22 protein-coding genes are annotated in these 21106 nt (G+C 38.6%); 9 read left to right on the forward strand and 13 right to left on the reverse strand.

The genetic code is table 11. The features are described 5' to 3' along the window. Window positions 1–78: 78 nt before the first annotated feature. Both I6F45_RS07335 and I6F45_RS07340 read right to left on the reverse strand, forming a co-directional pair. Entirely contained in the window at window positions 79–534 is a 456-nt protein-coding gene (locus I6F45_RS07335; RefSeq protein WP_165729023.1) for a hypothetical protein, read from the reverse strand. Between the two features lie 12 nt (window positions 535–546). Continuing rightward, on the reverse strand, window positions 547–822 hold the full coding sequence (locus I6F45_RS07340; protein WP_007581281.1) for an EF-hand domain-containing protein: 276 nt from the start codon (window positions 820–822) through the stop codon (window positions 547–549). Window positions 823–1133: 311 nt separating this feature from the next. On the opposite strand from I6F45_RS07340, the gene I6F45_RS07345 reads away from it, so the two are divergent. After that, window positions 1134–1991 (forward strand): PA4780 family RIO1-like protein kinase, encoded by an 858-nt coding sequence (locus tag I6F45_RS07345; protein ID WP_010555357.1) that lies wholly within the window; start codon window positions 1134–1136, stop codon window positions 1989–1991. Window positions 1992–2018: 27 nt separating this feature from the next. Here I6F45_RS07345 and I6F45_RS07350 read toward each other — a convergent pair whose 3' ends face one another. The 5 genes from I6F45_RS07350 to I6F45_RS07370 all read right to left on the reverse strand — a co-directional run bounded on the left by I6F45_RS07350 (window position 2019) and on the right by I6F45_RS07370 (window position 7081). Further along, entirely contained in the window at window positions 2019–2690 is a 672-nt protein-coding gene (locus I6F45_RS07350; RefSeq protein ID WP_197141155.1) for a response regulator, read from the reverse strand. 91 nt (window positions 2691–2781) lie between these two features. Beyond that, a complete protein-coding gene (locus I6F45_RS07355) occupies window positions 2782–4227 on the reverse strand; it encodes an ATP-binding protein (protein ID WP_165741100.1) in 1446 nt (481 codons plus the stop codon). Continuing rightward, window positions 4227–4757, reverse strand: coding sequence for a hypothetical protein (locus I6F45_RS07360; RefSeq protein WP_197160104.1), 531 nt, complete (start codon window positions 4755–4757; stop codon window positions 4227–4229). The genes I6F45_RS07355 and I6F45_RS07360 overlap by 1 nt, the downstream gene beginning before the upstream one ends. Window positions 4758–4766: 9 nt before the next feature. Beyond that, the gene (locus I6F45_RS07365; protein WP_197141157.1) at window positions 4767–6440 is read right to left on the reverse strand and encodes a YHYH protein; all 1674 of its coding nucleotides are present in this window, start codon (window positions 6438–6440) and stop codon (window positions 4767–4769) included. 32 nt (window positions 6441–6472) lie between these two features. Next, complete coding sequence (locus I6F45_RS07370) at window positions 6473–7081, reverse strand: flavin reductase family protein (protein ID WP_165741098.1); 609 nt, start codon at window positions 7079–7081, stop codon at window positions 6473–6475. Between the two features lie 120 nt (window positions 7082–7201). Between I6F45_RS07370 and I6F45_RS07375 the strand changes: the two genes are divergently transcribed. The 3 genes from I6F45_RS07375 to I6F45_RS07385 all read left to right on the forward strand — a co-directional run bounded on the left by I6F45_RS07375 (window position 7202) and on the right by I6F45_RS07385 (window position 9430). Then, on the forward strand, window positions 7202–8725 hold the full coding sequence (locus tag I6F45_RS07375; protein WP_197141161.1) for a cryptochrome/deoxyribodipyrimidine photo-lyase family protein: 1524 nt from the start codon (window positions 7202–7204) through the stop codon (window positions 8723–8725). Between the two features lie 2 nt (window positions 8726–8727). Further along, the gene (locus I6F45_RS07380; protein ID WP_076916399.1) at window positions 8728–8862 is read left to right on the forward strand and encodes a DUF2256 domain-containing protein; all 135 of its coding nucleotides are present in this window, start codon (window positions 8728–8730) and stop codon (window positions 8860–8862) included. 130 nt (window positions 8863–8992) lie between these two features. Then, window positions 8993–9430 carry an OsmC family protein gene (locus tag I6F45_RS07385; RefSeq protein ID WP_197141163.1) on the forward strand — a complete coding sequence of 146 codons (438 nt, stop codon included), beginning with the start codon at window positions 8993–8995 and terminating at the stop codon, window positions 9428–9430. An 84-nt stretch (window positions 9431–9514) separates the two neighbouring features. Here I6F45_RS07385 and I6F45_RS07390 read toward each other — a convergent pair whose 3' ends face one another. Then, the gene (locus I6F45_RS07390) at window positions 9515–9700 is read right to left on the reverse strand and encodes a 2TM domain-containing protein (RefSeq protein WP_010555348.1); all 186 of its coding nucleotides are present in this window, start codon (window positions 9698–9700) and stop codon (window positions 9515–9517) included. Between the two features lie 218 nt (window positions 9701–9918). Here I6F45_RS07390 and I6F45_RS07395 point away from each other — a divergent pair, with 218 nt between their 5' ends. The 3 genes from I6F45_RS07395 to I6F45_RS21335 all read left to right on the forward strand — a co-directional run bounded on the left by I6F45_RS07395 (window position 9919) and on the right by I6F45_RS21335 (window position 11598). Next, entirely contained in the window at window positions 9919–10686 is a 768-nt protein-coding gene (locus I6F45_RS07395; RefSeq protein ID WP_197160105.1) for an EAL domain-containing protein, read from the forward strand. 114 nt (window positions 10687–10800) lie between these two features. Next, window positions 10801–11394 carry a putative porin gene (locus I6F45_RS07400; protein WP_231609627.1) on the forward strand — a complete coding sequence of 198 codons (594 nt, stop codon included), beginning with the start codon at window positions 10801–10803 and terminating at the stop codon, window positions 11392–11394. A 30-nt stretch (window positions 11395–11424) separates the two neighbouring features. Then, window positions 11425–11598 carry a hypothetical protein gene (locus tag I6F45_RS21335; RefSeq protein WP_231609628.1) on the forward strand — a complete coding sequence of 58 codons (174 nt, stop codon included), beginning with the start codon at window positions 11425–11427 and terminating at the stop codon, window positions 11596–11598. A gap of 70 nt (window positions 11599–11668) precedes the next feature. Here I6F45_RS21335 and I6F45_RS07405 read toward each other — a convergent pair whose 3' ends face one another. Then, a complete protein-coding gene (locus tag I6F45_RS07405; protein ID WP_197141165.1) occupies window positions 11669–13156 on the reverse strand; it encodes a dipeptidase in 1488 nt (495 codons plus the stop codon). A gap of 137 nt (window positions 13157–13293) precedes the next feature. Here I6F45_RS07405 and I6F45_RS07410 point away from each other — a divergent pair, with 137 nt between their 5' ends. Beyond that, window positions 13294–13485 carry a DUF2986 domain-containing protein gene (locus I6F45_RS07410; protein WP_008169531.1) on the forward strand — a complete coding sequence of 64 codons (192 nt, stop codon included), beginning with the start codon at window positions 13294–13296 and terminating at the stop codon, window positions 13483–13485. A 2-nt stretch (window positions 13486–13487) separates the two neighbouring features. Here I6F45_RS07410 and I6F45_RS07415 read toward each other — a convergent pair whose 3' ends face one another. The 3 genes from I6F45_RS07415 to I6F45_RS07425 form a co-directional block, all read right to left on the reverse strand. Then, window positions 13488–14450, reverse strand: coding sequence for a TDT family transporter (locus I6F45_RS07415; protein WP_165729017.1), 963 nt, complete (start codon window positions 14448–14450; stop codon window positions 13488–13490). A gap of 216 nt (window positions 14451–14666) precedes the next feature. Further along, window positions 14667–16841, reverse strand: a complete 2175-nt coding sequence (locus tag I6F45_RS07420; protein WP_197141167.1) for a TonB-dependent receptor — start codon at window positions 16839–16841, stop codon at window positions 14667–14669. Window positions 16842–16995: 154 nt separating this feature from the next. Next, window positions 16996–18294, reverse strand: a complete 1299-nt coding sequence (locus tag I6F45_RS07425) for a methyl-accepting chemotaxis protein (RefSeq protein WP_165726424.1) — start codon at window positions 18292–18294, stop codon at window positions 16996–16998. 360 nt (window positions 18295–18654) lie between these two features. On the opposite strand from I6F45_RS07425, the gene I6F45_RS07430 reads away from it, so the two are divergent. Next, window positions 18655–19860, forward strand: coding sequence for an MFS transporter (locus I6F45_RS07430; protein WP_165729015.1), 1206 nt, complete (start codon window positions 18655–18657; stop codon window positions 19858–19860). Window positions 19861–19933: 73 nt separating this feature from the next. On the opposite strand, the gene I6F45_RS07435 is transcribed toward I6F45_RS07430, so the two are convergent. Next, a complete protein-coding gene (locus I6F45_RS07435; protein WP_197141169.1) occupies window positions 19934–20980 on the reverse strand; it encodes an NAD(P)-dependent alcohol dehydrogenase in 1047 nt (348 codons plus the stop codon). Between the last annotated feature and the right edge of the window lie 126 nt (window positions 20981–21106).

A 21106-nucleotide genomic window follows, 5' to 3' on the forward strand; every position in this document is an offset into this window, starting at 1 on the left:
AAGCCCAACAGAGTTAACCGTTGGGCTTTGGACTTAAGACTTTCGAGTAACAGTCAGCTTTACTCTAAGTTATAACACCTAAGCAGTTACATTTAGCAGTGAATCGCCTTCACTTAAACCAAACTTCTCTTGCACTGATGCAAGGATTGATTCTTTATCTTCATCAGACAACTGGCTTGAATACTCAGTTAATAGCTCATCTAAGTAGCTGACTACTTCGTCTGTATCTACTGATTCTAATGAGTTCTGTGGCGGCGGTGGCGGTCTTTGGCCTTCCACTCGTCCTGCATCACCAATGCTTTTAGCATCAAACTCAAGTTCGCTCATTAAATCAGCAAGCTCTTTTGTTGGTTCAATACCTTGTTCTTTAAATGCCGCTTGAATACTTTGCGCGTTTTCTTCGGTTAAGTTTTCAGCGTCAAACTCTGCAAGCGTTTCTTTAACAAAATCGCTTTGCTCTGTTGTTAGTTTTGCAGCCTGACTACTTTGTTGCGACATAAAACTCGCAGAACTACTGTTAATACTATTAATCATTTTAGTATCCTTTCAGCGTTCACGACGAGGTGGTTTATGATCGCTAAGTTCTTGTTCACTAATTTCGCCATTACCATCGGCATCTATAGAATCAAAAATTGTTTGTGCATCGCCGTGTGGCGGTTTTTTAGCACTAAACTCTTCAAAGCTAATTACGCCATCACCATCAGTATCAATAGTTGAGAAGTCAGGTTTTTCAGGAGGATTGTCACCGCCTCGAGCAGCTACATTAGCTGAAAAAGCAATAGATAATATTGCCACAGTGGCAAGAGTTGAAAAATGCTTCATAGTAATAACCTCGTATTTAAGAATTAAACTAAGCTTACGCTTTAAAAACGCAAACAATGTGCAAATAATGAGGAAGTAATAAATTATTTTAATAAAAAATAGTAATCTAAATACTTATTTAAAAAGTTCTGGTTGATTGCTTTGCAATCAATATATAAGCTAATAAAATAATACGATTAATTACTCTCAGGCAGTAGTGTTACTGCCCTTAATTCTCAAAGCTGATATACTGCTTGAGCCAATTAAACAAACAAATACAGAGCACTTCCATAAATAATGATTAATAACCAACCCTACTTAGCAGGCAATCTGTGAAAATACCTAAACGCCTACAACCCCTTGTTGATGATGGCCTTATTGACGAAGTTATAAGCCGACTAATGAGCGGTAAAGAAGCCGATGTATTTATTGTCCGCTGTGGTGAGCACATTCGCTGTGCGAAAGTGTATAAAGACGCGGTTAAACGTAGCTTTAAAAAAGCGGCACAATACCAAGAAGGCCGAAAAGTACGTGGTGGACGCCAAGCGCGTGCTATGGGTAAACGTTCTAGCTATGGCCGTCAATTAGAAGAAGAGATTTGGCAAAATGCCGAAGTTGATGCGTTATCTCGTTTAGCTGGCGTGGGTGTACGTGTTCCTGATACTTACTTTTGTATTGATGGCGTGCTGCTTATGGAGCTTGTGTCGGACGAGAATGGTAACGTAGCCCCTCAACTTGGACATGTCGTTTTTAGTGAAGAGCAAGCGATTGAGCAGCATAAACTCATGATGCATTACATTAAGCTTATGCTTTGCGCAGGTATAATACACGGCGATTTATCTGAATTTAATGTACTTGTAGATAATAACGGCCCTGTAATTATAGATTTACCGCAAGCAGTTAACGCTTCAGCAAATAACAGTGCACAAGCTATGTTTGCACGCGATGTAAATAACATACGCCGCTACTATGGTGAATTTGCGCCAAGCATACTAAAAACTCAATACGCTAAAGAAATGTGGGCATTATTTGAAGAGGCCAATTTAACGCCTAATTCAACGCTTACAGGTGAATTTGAAGACAGTGACGAACTTGCCGATGTAGATTCTATTCTTGATGAAATTCAAGCTGCCGAATACGAAGAGTTTGACCGCTTAGAGCGAATTAAAAATGCTGACGATGATGAATAGCTCATCGTCATAGCTTACTAATACCTCTTACTGCGGGTGCACAAATCGGTAGCCAACCCCATAAACAGACTGAATAACACTTTCAGTTTGTGTCACTTCATCTAGTTTTTTACGCAACTTTTTAATATGGCTATCAATAGTACGGTGGCTTACAATACGCTGATCGGCGTACATTGTATCCATTAAGCTATCGCGCGAATAAATACGGTTAGGGTTATTAAACAAAGGTTTAAATAACTGAAACTCAAAGTTAGTAAGCTCAATACAACTGGTTTTAAATTTTACAGTGTAGGTGCTTTCATCAAGTTGCATAACCGTTGCTTTTGGCTCTTCGCTATTGAGGCGCCTCAAAATAGCTTTAACTCGCGCCACCAGCTCAGCATAACTAAACGGCTTACAAATATAATCATCTGCGCCTAATTCAAGCCCAAGTAATCTATCTATTTCTTCTACTTTTGCCGATACCATAATAATAGGCACATTTGAAAAGCGCCTGATTGCTTTACACAATTCAATACCACTTTGACCTGGTAGCATTATGTCGAGCAAAATTACGCTCGGCCTGTTAATTTCAAGCCAAGGTAATACTTCATTTCCGTGATGTATTTGATGAGTAACAAAATGATGGCTACTTAAAAAGTCACTCATTAAGTTAGCTAGCTTTACTTCATCTTCTACAATCAGTATTTGTTCGCTCATAGAGTTCTCTGTTATTAGTAATCCAAAATTAGGATAAAAATACCATATCAAACAAAGTTCAAGTTACGTATTTTTTGTGAATCAACTAAAGCTAAATAGTTGGTAGCCTAATAATAATAGCAAGGCCGCCTAAACTGGCTTTTTCAGCGGCTATTTCACCTTTGTGTCCTTTAACTATATGCTGACAAATAGACAAACCTAAGCCTGAACCGCCCTCTTGACGATTACGCGAGCTATCTACTCGATATAAATACTCAAACAAATGCGATAAATGCGACTGATCTACACCTACGCCATTATCTTCAATTATAAGCTCTAAGTAGGTTTGCCCTTTAATGCTTATATTACTAGCCGTTAATGAAATAGTTGTGCATTGAGCATAATGTACCGCGTTCATTAAAATATTATCGAGTAGCTGTAAAAGGCGCGTTTTATCTGCTTGTACAGTTATATGTTTAGCGCTATTTAGTAGATAAATTTTTATATTATGTTGTTCAAGTATAGCCTGATACTTTTGCTCTACAGTGCTTAATAGTAACGCCATGTCAGTAGGTTGCATAGTGTAGTGCATTCCCCCTAACTCTGCGCTGTTGAGCATATGTAAGTCGTCTATTAAGCGTTTTAAATGCAAAGCTTCATCGTTAGCCGAACTTATATTTTTTGTATTCGGTTCGCGTATGCCAAGTAGCATAGCTTCAAGTTCACCGAGTAAAATGCTCATTGGCGTCCTAAGCTCATGAGAAATATTAGCAAGCCAGCGTTTACGTACTTGCTCGTCTTTAGCGAGTGTAAATGCAAGCGTATTAAAATCTTCGCTTAATTGGCCTAATTCGTCTTTTCGCTCAAGCGTAAGTTTGGTCTCGTAATTCCCTTGTGTTAAGCGATGCATACCATTTGCAATTTGCTTTACAGGGCTAACTAAGTGGCGAGATAATAAAAAGGTAACAAGTAACGTAAGCAGTACCGCAGCTAATGCAATAAACCATAAATAGTTAGTTTGCTGTTGTAAAAAATCAAGCTCATAACCATCAACCAAGCTATCTCTTTTAGATACAGCTAAGTAACCCACTGTTTTATCGCTCACTGTAATTGGGGTTGTTATATATTTTAAATCGCTGAGGTATCTACCCACTACTCGCTGCTTATTTTCATCAAGCAAAGCGTAGTGAGCAATATTTTCAGGTGGTAGGCGGCGCTCTCCCCCTAAACGAATATGATCGGGTGGCGGCCGTCGCATCATTCCCCCTCTGGGGCCTGGACCTTCTGGTGGCCTAGGTAAAAACTGGCTATTTTCTAGCTGAGATTCAACAAGTTTTCTAAAATTTTCGCCATTGCCAACAACACGTTCCCATGAGGGGGTTTTTTCGTATTGCTTTGCAAGTTGCACAACAAGTGGTTCAAGCGCTTTTACTTCTTTTGCATTAACAAAATCAATTACGCCTTGCCCTATACTCCATTGTATAAGTACTACTAGCCCTGCAATAACACTAAAGGTAAAACTAAATAGTATTAAAAAAAGTTTATTATGAATTTTCATTAATGCGTGTTTTCAACCTTGCTAGGAAAGCTTTCAAATCGGTATGTTATAAACTCTTTGGTTTGATCGTTAACATACAGCGTAGCAACTATTTTTTTGCCCTGAGCGGTCCAATACATATGACCATGATTATTTAAAGTAACCGATACGGTATTTATACCACTTTTAAATAAGTTAGCAGGTAAATGCAATGCATGTCCGTAAATTCGCTGTATTTTAACCCCATTTATATATAAATGAGCATGACCTTGTAAAAAGCCCGTGTCATCGTTTGTAGTAACGCTCATCATTTGCTGCATGTTCATTGCGCCCTCAGGGGGTACAGATAAATCATAGCGCTGAGTATCTAAAATTAAGTTATAACCCGACATACTATCTTTTAATAACTTAAGGCTTAATGCCCGGATTGGCGTATCACTTGGCACTGCTATAGGCATATGGCTATGATCCATCATTTCCTGCTGCGCAAAGAGCTTAAAGCTCAATAGCACAGCAGTAGTTAGGATCAATGCGTATTTAAAATAACGCATAGTTACTCCTTACATTCCCGGTGGTGGACCCATTGTTTCGCCCGTATCACAGCGACCAATTGAATTATCGGCTAATTGACCTTTAAAACGAGGCCCTATTTGATAAGGAAAAGAAGGCTGTAATTTACCATCACTGTCTAACGTTAGTGTTATATGGTAGTGATAACCCTTGCCATCGTTAGTATCGTGGCCGTTATGCTCATCTAATTGAGCACCGGTTACTGTTTTTTGTGCGTAGTAGAAATCTTCAAAGTAATAACCATCGTCGGCATTTAATGTATTACCAGAGAGCGTCGTTACTTCTGCGCCAATAGCAGGACCTGCATCACTTGTTTGTGTGCCTTGGCTAACATCGTATTGATCGACTAAAGTACAGCTTCGCTCACCTTCAGTACCACAACCACCTTCACTTTCTGACGCGCCATAATCACGCATTTCCCAGCCGCTTAATGCAAGTTGACCGTTACTTTCATAAGGACCATAAAGCGGATAGCCATCAGCTGCAAACCCATAAATAGGTGAATGCGCATCGCCATCATCTTCAAGTAAATCAGCTAAGCAACTAGTATAAAAATGGTGATGATATTCACCGTTAGCAGCATGTCCGCCACACACATCAACATCGTATTGCTCAGCAATGGGCGCTAATGTATACCAAATATTATTACCGTAGCTCATACCATCGCCCCAGTTAAATATACTGGTGCCATTAACCATTAAGCCAACTGTACCTAAACCTGTTTCACACGTTTCAGTGTCAGATAAATCGGTAGGTGTTATCGGAAAATACGCCTCAACTGTTTGTTCTGTCGGGCAACCTGGTCCTGGAGGCCAATAGCCTGCGCCGCCTGTGTCATCACAGTTTTCAGTGCTGCTGTTATAGCCAATATCTTCACCAAACGAAATGGTTTGCCCTACTGCTGCTGAGGTTACACCGTTATAAAAATCGGTAGCTGCACGCGGGCGGTTATTTAACGCGTCTACTTGGTCTTGTGTAAGCGTTACGCCATATTTAGGAATGTCAGTTGTTTGCACATACATGTATTCAACGTCAGCATCTTCCTCAGAAACAGTAACAACCTCAACTGATTGAACATCTTCAACCACTGCGCCATTGTTTTGTATATAAGTGGAGGTTGTATCGTTGTTAATTAACCAGCTGGTAAGTTTTGCACTATTATCAACTGCACCACTATCTGAGCCTGAGTCTGAGTCTGATGAAGCAATAACATTAACTATAACGGTATCTACAACGACATCGTTTGTGCCGTCATCTGCACTGATTTCAAATACAAGTGCTTCATCGGTTAAAACTTCAGGTGCAACAAACTCAGTAGACGTTGCAGTACTTGAAGATAAGCTAACGGTAGTGCCTGATGTTTGTGACCAGCTAACGGATACTTCGCCATCATCTTCAACTGTTGAAATTAAATAAACGGTATCGCCCGCATTAACAGTTTGGTCAATACCGGCGTCAACCGTTGAAGCACTATTACTGACTGTCTCGCCGTCTGTTGTAGTACTTGTAGAATCGCTGTTACATGCGCTTAAAGCGATACAAAGCGCACTTAACGCAAATAACTTAGTTACATTAGAGGCTTTTGTTTTAAAAAGTGTTTTCAATGCTTGAACCTTTACTTTAACGTTTAATAAAACAAAGTTAACAAGTAAAAGTGCAAACATTGTGCACAAACTAAGGAAGAATAAACATAAAACTAGATTTGTGGTCGTTTAAGTATAAATTTGTCTTTAGTGGTTGCATAGTAATCTCCACCCATTCTACCTACCGCATCTAAAAGTGTTGGGTCAATATAACCGTCAACAAACACTTCATCGTCAACACAAATACCCACTATGTCTAACAACATCATTTGTCCGCCGCCAGGCTCGCTTGAAATAGTAATAACTTCACGTAGCTTACACTCATAGCGTACTTTTGAATCAGCAACACTCGGCACTGCGACCATTTGGCTATCAATTTTAGTTATATTTGCAGCATCAAACTCACTAACATCACTAGGATAATTAGCACAGCTTTGATTCATTTTTTCAACCTGCTCATGACTCACAATGTTAATCACACATTCTTTAGTCGCTAATAAGTTAATTAATGTATCTTTGCTTAGTTTATCGCGTGGATTTACTTGCGTCACACTCAATACTGGTGGGTTACAACTCGCTACTGTAAAAAATGAGTAAGGAGCAATATTAGCCACACCGTCGCTACTTAATGTACTTATCCATGCGATAGGCCGAGGGCTGATCCCGCCAACTAAATACGAATAAACATTAAGCTCTTTATTTACAGTTAAATCTAAAAACATACTTTTCCTTTTAATACATTAAAACTAAATCTTAATTCAAGTTAGTTACGTATAGGTTTGGCTGACTCAGTTAAATAACAAGCTAATTTTTATCTCTATTTAAAGCAATAAACAAATTATATGAAAATAAACATCGTGTGGTTTAAACGTGATTTGCGTCTTAGCGATCATCAACCATTAAAAAATGCATTCAGTAATGGCTTACCTACCCTATTACTTTATAACTTTGAGCCATTATTGCTCGAAGATGCACACTACAATGAGCGGCACTGGCGCTTTGTGTATCAATCAATAGTTGAGTTAAATAATCAGCTAGCGCGTTTTAACGCCTGTGTTTATATCTTTAATTTAAATATGAACGATTTACTTGAATCGTTAAAGGCACAGTTTGAAATAGTTAGTATTTTTAGCCATCAAGAAATAGGCTTAAACAACACCTTTGAGCGCGATAAAGCAATAAAAGCATGGTGCCAGCATAACCATATTAATTGGCAAGAGTCGCAAACAGGCGCGGTTATTCGCGGCAAAAAAAATCGTAATAATTGGAACGAACGCTGGCAGCAAACAATGCAAGCACCTATTGCAGTTCCTAATTGGAAGAGTATAAAAACAATTACCCTCAATAACTATCAAGCACCTGAGCTGCCAAGCGCTTACACGCAAGATCACGACAGCTTTCAACAAGGTGGCCCGCTGCATGCGCGAACTGTAATGCAGAGCTTTTTTGCCGAGCGCGGTAAAGGTTATCAAAAAGGAATATCGAGCCCAAGTTTAAGCCAAACACATTGCTCCCGACTTTCGCCGTACTTAGCGTGGGGGAATATTAGCCTTAGGCAAGTGTATCAAATGGCCATTGATGAATATCATTCAAAACACCCTGATAAAAGAGGCTGGAAACGCCCACTAGCAGCGTTTGTATCGCGCTTGCATTGGCACTGCCATTTTATGCAAAAGTTTGAGAGCGAGTGCTCTATGGAATTTTTAGCCCTTAATCCAGGCTACCATGTATTTCCGTATCGCGATGATGAACATGTGAAAAACGATATTGAACGCTGGGCACAGGGTCAAACAGGTATTCCCATTATTGACGCTTGCATGCGCTGCTTAAAAGCCACCGGTTACATAAACTTTAGAATGCGCGCCATGCTTGTAAGCTTTGTAACGCATCATTTAAATATAAGCTGGCAGCAAGCAAGCTTTCCTCTCGCTAATTACTTTTTAGATTTTGAGCCTGGCATTCACTACCCGCAAATTCAAATGCAAGCCTCGGTAACAGGCATAAACACCATTAGGCACTACAACCCAATTAAACAATCAGAAGATCAAGATCCAACAGGTTCATTTATTAAAAAGTGGTGCCCGGAGCTTGAAAAACTCCCTATTGAATATTTACATCAGCCTTGGGAGCAAACTCCAATGGAAGCACTCTTTAACGACTTTAAGTTAGGGGAGGATTATCCCGAACCCATGCTTGATTTAACAGCGGCCTCAAAAGAAGCACGCGAGCGCTTATGGCAATACCGTGAGCGAGCCGATGTTAAACGCGCCATAGGGAGGATTCTTAAAAAGCACGTTGGGGGTACTCAAAAAGTTACTCGAACAAAAAGTAAAACGGATACTAAAAGTAACAGTAAGGCTGAGTAAGCATGGCGCACAAAAAACTAAACTTACCTCAAAAAATATGCCCTATTTGTAATAAACCTTTTACGTGGCGTAAAAAATGGCAGCGCGACTGGGATAACGTTATTTTCTGTTCAGAGCGCTGCAGGCGTAATAAATAAGAGTAACAATTAACTGACGTCTATTTTGCAACATCATCAGTAATTAGTGCTTTTAAGGCTTTATATAAGTTTATTTTGTAAATAACGCTTAGCTAACCTGAAAAGCTTACACTCAAGCAAGGAGAAGATGATGACTATTAAAAAAACGGCTAGTTCAACATGGTCTGGCGATATTAAAACAGGCAAAGGTAGCATATCAACTCAAAGTGGCGCGCTTAACAAACAACCTTATGGTTTTAATACCCGCTTTGAAGATAAGGCAGGCTCAAACCCTGAAGAATTAGTAGGTGCAGCGCACAGTGCATGTTTTAGTATGGCGCTTTCGCTTGCATTAGGTGATGCAGGCTTTACCGCAGATAAAATTGATACTAAAGCCACTGTAAACCTTGATAAAGTAGATGACGGTTTTTCAGTAACGCATATTGCTCTTGAGGTAAAAGCGCGTATTGATGATATTCAAAACGAGCAGTTTCAAGCCTTATGTGAGCAAACCAAAAAGAGCTGCCCTATTTCCAAGCTCTTAAATACCGAAATATCACTAGATGCGACACTTCAATCAGCATTTTAAATATTTAGACTTAACTATTTAGACTTAACTGTTTAGACAGTTCCTTACTAAAAAAGCCAAGTAAGTAATTACTTGGCTTGCTTATTATAAAGAAGTATTTTTAGGTTTATTCCTACTCAAAGTACTCACTACAAGCCCTATTCCCATCCCAATTGCTGGCCATACTACCCATATATAACTAGGCGAAGTTAGTAAATTTATAACGCTTAGCAAAGTTAAAATAAGTAAATATCCTTTAATTTTTTTGCCTAATGTCACTGTATTGCTCATTTATATTCTCCAAGTAATGTATGTCGCTATTATTGTTTTAATAAGCAACGTACACACCTGCTAAATGTCACTAAGTGATCTGACATTAGTCATCACTTTTCATTTAATTGCATAGTTATTTATCATGTATAAAAACATAAAAAACAATACTTTAATCTATTTGTGTTAGAATCTAATCTCAACTAACCTAAACAAATAAACATAAGAGGATGAGCTAAATGAGCGAAAAATCAAAAGATTGTGAAAAAGTTACGTGTAGTAACTGTGCTGACGCTAACTATCTCGAATTTGATTTTTCTATGGCTTTTCAACCGATTATAAACTGTAAAACTAATCTTATTTATGGCTATGAAGCGCTGGTTAGAGGTTTAAATGGCGAGTCTGCTTATTCAATCATTTCAAAAGTAAATGAAGACAACCGCTATGCATTTGATCAGCTTTGCCGCATTAAAGCCATTCAATTAGCCTCAAAGCTGGGCATAACATCAATGCTAAGCATTAACTTTTTACCTAATGCTATTTATAAACCAGAGCGATGTATACGCACCACGCTAGAAGCTGCAAAAAAGTATAACTTCCCAATTCAAAATATTATGTTTGAATTTACTGAAGTAGAAAAAATAGAAGACACCGCACACATAAAGCGCGTTGTTGATTACTATCAGTCTCTCGGATTTAAAACCGCCACTGATGACTTTGGTGCAGGTTATTCTGGTTTAAATCTGCTGGCTGACTTTCAAACAGATATTATTAAGCTGGATATGGCGCTAATACGCGATATAAGCAACGACAAAAAACGCCAATTAATAGTAACTCATTGCTTAAATATGTTTCGCGATTTAAATATTATCGCACTGGCTGAAGGGATTGAAACAGTAGAAGAATATACATGGCTTAAAAACGCAGGTGTTGAGCTTATGCAAGGGTATTTATTTGCCAAACCAAGCTTTGAAAACTTGCCTGAGGTAACCTACGTTTTTAATTAGGAAAATCTACAATACCCAAACACTTTATTACAATCATTTAATTGCCTTATAAAACCTCATAAATATAATACCCATTCTAGTAACAAATTTACTTAATTATAAGAAGGGATACTTATGCGCTTTTTAATGCCACTCACTTTACTCGCACTTAGCTGTACAGCGTCTGCAAACGTCGAGCAGTCAGAATCAAAACAATGGTTTAACTCTATAAACTACGCAAAAATTGATTCTGATTATTACAGTGATGATGTGTACGGGTTATCAACTCACTATTACTTTGAGGAACAGCAAAACTCAGGTGTGTGGGATGATTATGGCTACTTGGATACAGATAGTAATATAGGCTTAAATTATTTTAATTCAGATGGTTATAGTGGAAAAGGTATTTTTGGAGAAGGCTTTTACGGCAATGCTTTTGCAACTTTTGAACTACCTAATATTGGTGATGCCGACAACTATTCACTTGGTTTAGGTTACTTATTTGCTGATTCACTAAAAGTATCTGTTCGTATGTTAGATTATGAATATAGCGATACAGTTTATTTATTTAAAGCTCAATATAATCATGAAATCAATGACACCGACTACATTGGTTTTACTGTTGAAACAGATGATGAAACAGATGATGAAACAGAGTCATGGGACCTATCATCACGTTACTTTGCCCATCTTTACGATGACAGTTATTTTGCTATAAATGTTGACTAACTAGATGTTGGCGACGACTCAGTTTTTAATGTGCTCGCAAACTATTACTTTAATAAACATGTTGCAGTCGGTATTGGCTCAAACGACTCTGATTTAGTTATTGAAGGTAAGTACTTTATTAATGATAGCTACTACTTCACAGCTAATTACACTGATAATGATAACTATGATGTATATAATCTTAGCTTTGTAGCCCAATTTTAATAAACACAAAAAAGCCGCCTTGCTGGGTCAGTTCAGTTAAACAAGGCGGCATTTTCTAAATAACTTTAGGTTACATATTACCTAGCTCTATCATCATCGCTGTGTACATACGTAAATTAAGCTCAAGTTGCTCAAGTGTCATAAATTCATGCTCTGAGTGACCTGTGTAGCGCTTACCCGGCATTGAAGGACCAAACGATACCGCATTATCAAACAGCTTTGCGTTAGTGCCACCACCTATTGATACAAAGTCAGCTTTTTCGTCGCCCGTAAAATGCTTAAAAATATCAAGCAGCTTTTGCGCATGCGGCGCGCTATCAAGCAGCATAGGTGTGCCAATGATTGTTTCTATGTTGGCAAGCGTTACATTGTTAGTGGCTTGCCAATTAGCGAGCGCATCATCAATTTGCTTTTGTAATACAGCTTCGTCTTTACCCATAGGGCGACGTGCATTTACAGCAAGTGTTAGCGCATTACCATCGCGCTCAATAACAGTTGGTGCCACTGTCATCGGGCCCATAAAGTCGTGCTTATAGGCTATTTCGCCAAACTGTTTACCGTGAATATCTAAACCAATTAACTGATTTACAAAGTCGATTAGCTCGCCGTCACTGTTATTTTCAAGCTCCACGCCTTTAAATAACTCAGCTAAATACGCAATCGCATTTATACCCGACTCCGGCTCTGATGAATGCGCCGACATACCTTTAACGCTTATTGCTAAACCATTACTTTTTTCACTAAAGTTAAACTCAACTTTATTTAATGTTTTGGCTTTTGCTTTTAATGTATTAATAAGTGCAGCGTCTGCATTGTGAAGTACTAAGCTGGCGTCTTCTGGAATTTGGCTTCTAAACGCACCGCCAGTTACATCCTTTACATATAAACCCGTTTGTGGCGATGTTGCATTAAAGGTAGGAGCAATTAAGCTCCAGCCTTTCTCGGCAACCACTACAGGATATGATGCATCAATCGTTACTGCATATTTTGGTTGCTCATACGTTTTCATAAATTTAGTTAGCGGACCCCAATCAGACTCCTCAGCAAGATAAATCATCAGCTCAATACGGTTATTAAGCGTTATGCCTTTATCTTTAATTGCCTTCATGGCGTAAAGCGCTGTCGCTATTGCGCCTTTATCATCCTCAGTACCACGACCAACTAATTTACCAGGTTCAGACGTATCAATAATAAAAGGGCTTTGTTTCCATTTGCTAGCATTAGCAGGTTGCACGTCGCCGTGCGTTACTACCGTTACTTTTTCGTTTTGCTCGCCCATACCTATTAATACGGTATAACCTAAATCTTGGTAGTCAAAACCAAGCTCTGCGGCTTTCATTTTTAACAGTGCTTTAAAGCCAATAAAATCGGGATTTTGAGGGGCTGTAATGTCGCTTTTATTAACGGTCGGAAAAGCCACTAAGTTAGTTAGTGTGTGTATTTGAGCATTTTGGTAGGTATTTACTGCGTAATCGGCAACGCTATCAATATTTTTATTTAACTGCGCATGAGCACCAAACGCAAATAAAGCAATACTGGCTAAAGCTAACTTTTTCAAAACAATTCCCATTTAATTAATAACTAAGAGCGGTAATTATAACGCTATGAAGCGCTTACTTATAGCTCTTTACGCTAAACACACAGGTAACTTAAGCTGAATATTTATATAGCAGCTTTTATGAGGATGAATGTATAATGCGCGACTTAAAATTAACAGGGTATTTAATTGTGAACCGTCGTAAAAAAATCGTCACTAAATTTCAAAAGAAAGATAAACGCACTAACGCTAAACTACATAAAAGCAACAAACCTGGTTATGTGTCAAAAGCTGAGCGCGAAAAACTAGCTGAACAAGAAAGTAATGAGCCAGAGGTAATCCAAGAGTAACTCTACGCTACCCGTTGCTTTGATAATTTAAAGTGGCAAAAGTACCGACCACTTACATAACCAACTACTGCCGTGGCAACTATAAGTTCAAACGTAGCTAAGTAATTAACTGTATCTACATATGGCATTGCGAGGTTTATACTTTGCATCCAGTCTTTCATTTTAAATAATGCAGTTGCCCCAATAACCATTGGAAATGTAAAAGCAGCGTAGCTCGGCGTAAAAGGTCTGCGTAATAACTTTATAAATAACACATAAACAATCAGTGTTTTTATTATCGCTAATATAAATAATCCCCCCACTATAACAAGTGATGGATTAGCTACAATATGAAAATACCCCGCTAATGTTAAACTGGCAGGCGCAGCTAAAATGGCAAGTGTTGGCTGTATTTCGTAGTCACTTTTTAATGCTAATAAAAAACGATAAAACATAATTGGCAGCATAATACTGTACGTTGATATACCAATCACCAGTGCGCTATAAGCTAACCACGCTAATGTCGGATTTCCCGAAAAAGTAACATCTGCAATAATTATCCCCACTGGCGGCACAAACCAGCTGGGCGCCATATCCTCAAAGTTAAACTTTTTTGCTCGCTGGTATAAAAAACTCACCAAAAATGTGAGATGCAGCACAAAAGCTAAAACCCACATAATGTCGCCAGCTAATGAGTTAAATTGCCCAACTGAGTTTGAAATAACAAGATTAGCCATTGCAAATGTAGGGATCACACTTCCTGCAACTGGGTGTGCTAAATCGGCTTTTAATAAATGAGGGTGTAGTAAAAACTTAGCAGCCAAAAGTAAAACTAATACGCCAGCTAGTACCGCTCCCAAAAATTGCCCTTGGGAGTTTAAATTAAAAACGTTTTCCCATGTCCATCCCATGCTAGCAATACCCAAAGCTAAACCGGCCATAGCTGTTGGCGCCACCATCACTTTATTTTTAAATTGCTTAAACACTGTATTTCCTAATCATTGGGTGATGAACAAGTTACTGCTTTTTACTGCATTGCCTTAAAATAACGCTGTAAAATTAATACAAGCGTGCTTAATAGAACGCTTTTTGCATACAAACATTTCATAAAAATAAGTTTACGGCTTAATTATTAAAGCGCAAAAAAAGCCATAACACAGTTATGGCTTTTGCTTTATTTTTAAATTTGAATATGAAGTTAATTAAAACGCGTAACTAACGCTTACATTAAATGAACGACCCTGTCCTGCAAGTTGTTCAAACCCGTTACTGCTATCTTGTTTAAGTGCCGCAATACTTACCCCCCCTAGCGGGAGTTGGTAGTACTCATCAAACACGTTACTCACTTCAGCACTTAGCGTTAATGAATCCCATGTGGCTTTAGAGCTTAAATTAACCAGGCTGTAGCTGTCTGTTTGGTTTTCAAAACGATCATTATCTACACGGCTTTTAGTATCGACCCACTGCCAAGATAACGCATTTTCAAATCGACCTATTTGCTGGCTAATACCTAGCTGAGTTTGCAGTGGTTTAATTTGATAAAGTGGCTGATTAGTATCGTCGCGCTTGCCTCTCGTATTAGCAACATTAGCGTGTAACTGCCAGTTACCTAAATCCTTAGATTCATAAATATTGGCTGTTAAATCTATTTTTGCACCATATAAAATAGCATCTACATTAGTAAACTGAAAAATGTTACGCGCAGTGTTGTCCAAATCATAACTATTGAAGCTTCTTACAATATCAGCATCAATATAGTCACTCACATCTGTATACCAAACATTGGTGCTTAATCGCCAACGGTCATCTTTAGCCAATTTAATATAAGTAGCACTTATTGTATGCGCTGTTTCAACGTCTAAATCAGGCTTACCAATATAACCATTACCATCGCCATACCAACCAATCATGGTGGTTGCCATGGTACTTACACCCCAACTGTATCGCTCGTATAAATTAGGCGCTCGGTTTTTACGGGCAAGACCAAATTGCAGCTCATCATAATTTGTTATTTGGTAGTTAATTAATAAGTTAGCATCAACTATAGTGTCGGTTTTATCTCTGTCGCCAGCATTAAAGTTCTGTGCAGCGATGGTATTATCTGTAGACGTATCGCTCATGGTCATACTTTCCATACTACTCATATCGGTCATATCGCTCATATCGTCCATATCCATCATACTCATGTCATCGTTGTAAGATTGAACCTCTCCAACGTGGGTATTAATACTTTCAATACGTACGCCTGCGTTTAACCATAATTTTGTATTTATTTGGCTCTCAAATTCTGCAAATGCCGCTATGCGCTCTCGTTTACCGTTATTTACATTTACGTAATTGTCTGGTCCCATCATGGTTGAGCCTTCAATACCTGGCCACCAATCATCAATACTGTAATTGTAATATTCTTGACCGAGTAAAATACTGCTGTTTTTATCAAGCGCGATACGCCATTTAAGCTGCGTACTTATATCTTGTGCATCGGTTTTCATTCGCATCATGCCTGTTTTTTCTTCACTGAAAAAACCCATTTCGTGCTTTACGCTATGCCAGTTAACTTGCCCTTCAAGCTCGCTGTTTTCAAAGGAGCGTTTGTATTGAGCTATTGCACCGTAGCTGGTGTTATCGGTCATATCCATATACTGATTTGCAAATCCCTGATACGGGATTTTTTGATGCGTTAGCTTTATAACTAATTGCTGCTTATCATCGCGCATAGCTGCGGTTAAACTATGATTTTGTGCTCGATACAATGTATCTAATACTACATCGCCGTTACCGTCTTCATAACTATCTGCGTCACTAAACGAACCCTGATAATTAAGGCTAAACGTGTCACTTGCTAAACGTGCACCAACGCCAAGTTTACGTCCGTTATCAACGCTACTGTACTTTGCTGACACATAACCTGAGTGCCAACCTAATTCATTGCTATCGCTATACTGTGGTGAAATAGAATTAACGCTTATTACACCCGCAATATTATCGCCGCCCGCGCTTACTGGCGACACGCCTGCAACCACATTGTAAGACGTAATTTGATTAGCCGAGATATACGAAAGTGGCGGGTTCATATGATTAGCGCATGCAACGGTTACATCTGCACCATCAACTAACACTTTAACTCTGTCGCCCATTAAACCATTTAAAATAGGTAAGTTAGATACGCCGCCCGCTGCTGAAAAATCGACACCTAAATCACTTAATAACGATTCTGACGAACCAAGTGCTAAATGCTTATTTTGAGCATGTCCGTGTACTTCAATCACTTCTAAAGGCGTATCGTCGGCAAATGCAAAAGGAGATAGCACACCGCTAATAAAAAGTGCGACAGGCGTTAGTAAATATGTTTTTTGAGTTTTGCTTTTATAAACCATTGTTAATTTATGCCACTGTAATAATTGGCGTAATTATAGTGTGAGTTGTAAAAGCAAAAGCGCGACATATTGTCGCACTTTATCAATTTAAAATGTTGTTAGGTGTGTTTGAGCACATAAGAAGGCAGCTTTAAACATAGGAACATGCAATTAACTAAGTATTTAACTTAGCTACCGTTTGAGAAACAATATCGGCTCCACGTTCAATCTCTTTAATGACCTCAGACACATTAGCAATAAGCTCTCTTCCTTGTTTTGATGAGTCTGAAACTGACGTTATTTGCTTTGATATATCATTAGTGAGCTCTTGGTTATTTTTAACAACACTTGCTATTTCATTAGTAGAGCGACTCGTGCTGGCTGCAAGCTGCCTTACTTCATCAGCTACTACAGCAAAACCTCGACCATAATCACCAGCACGCGCTGCTTCTATTGCGGCATTAAGTGCCAGTAAATTAGTTTGATCCGCAATGCTGCTAATTGTCGAAACAATGGAGCCTATGACCGCAGACTGTTCATTAAGATTTTTTATTAAATCTACCGATTTAAGTACTTGGCTTACAATGGCGTCGGAGTTCGCTATAGAGCTTTGTAGTATTTCAGAGCCTTTTTTAGCGGTTGTAGCAGTAGCTACCGCCGATTCATGTGCTATTGCAGCGGCTTCTGTCACTGCACTGTTATTGTTAATTCGATCGGTAATATTTGATGCAAACTTAATTATTTTAATTACATTACCTTTGCTATCTAAAATTGGATTATAAGTTGCTTCTAACCAAATTTCTGAACCGTCGGCGGCAATACGTTTAAATTTTCCTGACTTAAACTGCCCCTGCGCTAATTCACTCCAAAAGCGTGGGTTTTTCTCATAAAACAATTTAGTACAAAACATTTTATGATGCTTGCCTACAATGTCTTTTAAGCTATAACCTATTGTTGCTAAAAAGTTTTGGTTCGCCTTTAAAATATTACCCTCTGGGGTAAACTCTATTGTAGCCAAGGCTTTGTCGAGTGCATTTGCAATAGCTTCTTGCGCTTTTCTTTGTATGTAACTGTTTGTAATATCAGAGGCTATTTTAATAACTTTGGTGACTACGCCGCGCTCTTCTACAGGAAAGTAAGTTGCCTCAAGCCAAAGCTTATCGCCATTAGCTTTGTACCTTAAAAACGAGCCTGCTTTAGAATTCCCTGCTTTCAATGCTTGCCAAAATTGACTATATTCGTTTGACTTTGCATATTCAGGTTCGCAAAACATACGATGATGCTTACCAATTATTTTCTCTTTGCTATACCCAATCGTTTTTAAAAACAACTGGTTTGCGTCTAATATTATTCCATCAGGTGTAAACTCTATATAAGCAACGTGCTTATTAATTGCCGATAAAATAGATTGTTTTTGAATTAATTGAAGCTCCATTTCTTCAATTTTTGCGTTTCTTTTAGAAATACCAAACATATAAAAACCTTAAGGAGTAAATTAGTACAAAAATTAGCAAATTAATGTGATATCAATATGTAGCTGTACTGTAAATATAAGCTTTAAATAACCTTTCGGCTAATATTTAATATCTTATATATATATGCTTTATAAATAGTTTTTTTATTTTATAAATGTTAAGTAGTATTTTCTTCTAATTAACATTTTAAAAACCTAATAAAACCACTAATTTATGCATGACTCTGTACTTTTTTTAACTTAAAATAGCGCCCTCACAGACTACCCTCTCACACCAAAATTTAAGCATACACATAATATGTCCTATTCAAGATCTATTGTGCAGTTTCATTTTTAAAATTAAACCTTAAGGGATCATCTATGACATCAGATGTAACGTCGGCATCTAGTCAACTTAACAGAACCGCTATTTTACTCGTATTAGCGCTAGGCACATTTATTTTAGGATTATCTGAGTTTTCGATGATGCCTATGCTGCCACTAATTAGCGAAACATTTGGCTCAACGCCATCACAAAGTGGCTATGCAATTAGTGCTTACGCCATTGGTGTTGTAGTGGGTGCCCCTATTTTAATGCTTACCACTGCTAATATGAGAAAGCGCAAAGCATTGCTCATATTTATAAGCTTAATGTTTGTCTCAAACGGATTAAGCGCGATGGCAACGTCGCTTGAGCAACTTGTAATATTTAGATTTTTAAGTGGCTTACCTCATGGTGCATATTTTGGCGCGGCTATTTTATTAGCATCGGATATTGCCCCAAAAGGTAAGCGTGCTAGCTTTATGTCTAAGGTGTTTATGGGTTTAACTGTGGCCACTATTGTTGGTGTGCCTGTTGTAACACTTGTGGGTCAAAACCTTAGTTGGCGGTACTGTTTAGCCGGCGCTGCAGTGCTTGCATTTATTGCTTTTATTTTTGTTTACAAAGTAGTTCCAAATATAGATAACGCTAAGCCTTCTAACTTACTAAACGAGTTTGGCGTACTTAAAAACAAACTGGTTTGGTCTATTTTGGGTATTGTAATTATTGGCTTTGGCGGGGTGTTTTGTATTTATACTTACATTGCCGACACCATCTTAGTAGTAACAAAAACAGCGCCTTATACTATTTCTATTGCTATGGTGATGTTTGGTATTGGTTGTACACTCGGTAACTATGTACTGGGTAAAGCTGCCGATAAATCTGCAATTAAAACCACTGGCCTTGCGCTTGTATGCACCATTGTATTTGCTTTTGCTTATGTAACAGCAAGCCATAATATTTGGATGCTTTATGCTGTCATCTTTTTTATTGGCTGTAGTGTGGGTTTGGCAACACTTATTCAAACGCTATTAATGGATGTTGCTCCAGAAGGTCACGCTATGATCGGTGCTCTTGTACAGTGCGCATTTAATACCGCAAATGCTATAGGCCCGTGGGTCGGCGGAATTGCAATAGCGCAAGGTGCTGCACCTAATCAAACAGGTTACGTAGCAGCTGCATTATTTTTAGGTGGTTTGGGTATGTGGCTACTAAGTTACTTACAACTAAACAAACAGCAACCAACAGCGCAAACCGCTGGTTAATCTATACTTTAAATAGTAAATACAAAAAGAGCCGCTAACTAGCGGCTCTATTATTTTTAATTTACCTAGTAAATTAAGCGCTTAACGACGCCATATCAATAACAAAACGATATCGTACGTCAGATTTTTCCATACGCTCGTATGCAGTGTTAATTTCGTCAATGTTGATCATTTCGCACTCTGGTAGCACGTTATTTTCACCACAAAAGTCGAGCATTTGCTGTGTTTCTGCAATACCACCAATAAGTGAGCCTGCAATACGACGGCGACCCATTAATAATGGTACCGTGCTTAGCTCATCTACAGGGCCAACTTGGCCTACAATAACTAAAGTACCATCCACATCAAGTAGTGGTGTGTAAATAGATAAATCATGTTTTACAGGTACCGTATCTATAATGACGTCAAAGGCAGATTGCGAGTCTTTCATTTCGTCATCATTAGATGACACTAAGTAGTGCTGAGCACCCAATTTAACCGCATCATCTTTTTTAGACTCACTACGGCCAATTACCGTAACGCTTGCGCCCATTGCAACTGCATTTTTAACGGCCATATGGCCAAGTCCGCCTAGACCAACAACACCAACACGGCTGCCTTTTTTTACGCCCCATTTATGAAGTGGCGAGTAAGTAGTAATACCTGCACAAAGTAGCGGTGCTACGCGAGAAAGGTCTAAATTTTCTGGTACGGAAAGTACGAATTCTTCGCGTACAACAACATGTTTAGAATACCCACCTTGGGTCATTTCACCACTAATGCGGTCTTTGCCTGCGTAAGTACCAATCATACCTTCGCGGCAAAATTGCTCTTCATCGTTATCACATTGATCGCAGCTTTGGCACGAATCAACCATACAACCAACAGCAACCGTGTCGCCTTGCTTGTATTTTTTAACGTCGCTACCTACCGACATAACTTTACCAACAATTTCATGCCCAGGTACTAATGGGTAGTCACTGCCACCCCAATCATTTCGTACGGCGTGTAAATCTGAATGGCACACACCACAGTATAAAATTTCAATTTCTACATCGTTATTTCGTAAATCGCGGCGCTCAAAAGAAAATTCTGTCAGCTCAGAACCTTGGCTTTTTGCTGCATATCCTACTGTTTTCATAATAACTCCATAGTGGTTAAAAATTTAAATTTTAATAACCCTAACGCAGTTGTCGTGAATACAAACTGACGCTAAAAACAAAAAAGCCCAACAATGTTGGGCTTTAATACGCTAATAACCTAATAC

The sequence above is a fragment of the Pseudoalteromonas sp. SWYJZ19 genome (genome assembly GCF_015864375.1).
GTDB classification, from domain to species: Bacteria; Pseudomonadota; Gammaproteobacteria; order Enterobacterales; family Alteromonadaceae; genus Pseudoalteromonas; species Pseudoalteromonas arctica.

Coding starts and splice junctions, on each gene's coding strand:
- I6F45_RS07435 (WP_197141169.1), bottom strand. CDS start 20,980: ATGAAAACAGTAGGATATGCAGCAAAAAGCCAAGGTTCTGAGCTGACA.
- I6F45_RS07385 (WP_197141163.1), top strand. CDS start 8,993: ATGACTATTAAAAAAACGGCTAGTTCAACATGGTCTGGCGATATTAAA.
- I6F45_RS07355 (WP_165741100.1), bottom strand. CDS start 4,227: ATGAAAATTCATAATAAACTTTTTTTAATACTATTTAGTTTTACCTTT.
- I6F45_RS07425 (WP_165726424.1), bottom strand. CDS start 18,294: ATGTTTGGTATTTCTAAAAGAAACGCAAAAATTGAAGAAATGGAGCTT.
- I6F45_RS07360 (WP_197160104.1), bottom strand. CDS start 4,757: ATGCGTTATTTTAAATACGCATTGATCCTAACTACTGCTGTGCTATTG.
- I6F45_RS07390 (WP_010555348.1), bottom strand. CDS start 9,700: ATGAGCAATACAGTGACATTAGGCAAAAAAATTAAAGGATATTTACTT.
- I6F45_RS07350 (WP_197141155.1), bottom strand. CDS start 2,690: ATGAGCGAACAAATACTGATTGTAGAAGATGAAGTAAAGCTAGCTAAC.
- I6F45_RS07335 (WP_165729023.1), bottom strand. CDS start 534: ATGATTAATAGTATTAACAGTAGTTCTGCGAGTTTTATGTCGCAACAA.
- I6F45_RS07375 (WP_197141161.1), top strand. CDS start 7,202: ATGAAAATAAACATCGTGTGGTTTAAACGTGATTTGCGTCTTAGCGAT.
- I6F45_RS07380 (WP_076916399.1), top strand. CDS start 8,728: ATGGCGCACAAAAAACTAAACTTACCTCAAAAAATATGCCCTATTTGT.
- I6F45_RS07370 (WP_165741098.1), bottom strand. CDS start 7,081: ATGTTTTTAGATTTAACTGTAAATAAAGAGCTTAATGTTTATTCGTAT.
- I6F45_RS07400 (WP_231609627.1), top strand. CDS start 10,801: ATGCGCTTTTTAATGCCACTCACTTTACTCGCACTTAGCTGTACAGCG.
- I6F45_RS07420 (WP_197141167.1), bottom strand. CDS start 16,841: ATGGTTTATAAAAGCAAAACTCAAAAAACATATTTACTAACGCCTGTC.
- I6F45_RS07395 (WP_197160105.1), top strand. CDS start 9,919: ATGAGCGAAAAATCAAAAGATTGTGAAAAAGTTACGTGTAGTAACTGT.
- I6F45_RS07410 (WP_008169531.1), top strand. CDS start 13,294: ATGCGCGACTTAAAATTAACAGGGTATTTAATTGTGAACCGTCGTAAA.
- I6F45_RS07365 (WP_197141157.1), bottom strand. CDS start 6,440: ATGTTTGCACTTTTACTTGTTAACTTTGTTTTATTAAACGTTAAAGTA.
- I6F45_RS07430 (WP_165729015.1), top strand. CDS start 18,655: ATGACATCAGATGTAACGTCGGCATCTAGTCAACTTAACAGAACCGCT.
- I6F45_RS07340 (WP_007581281.1), bottom strand. CDS start 822: ATGAAGCATTTTTCAACTCTTGCCACTGTGGCAATATTATCTATTGCT.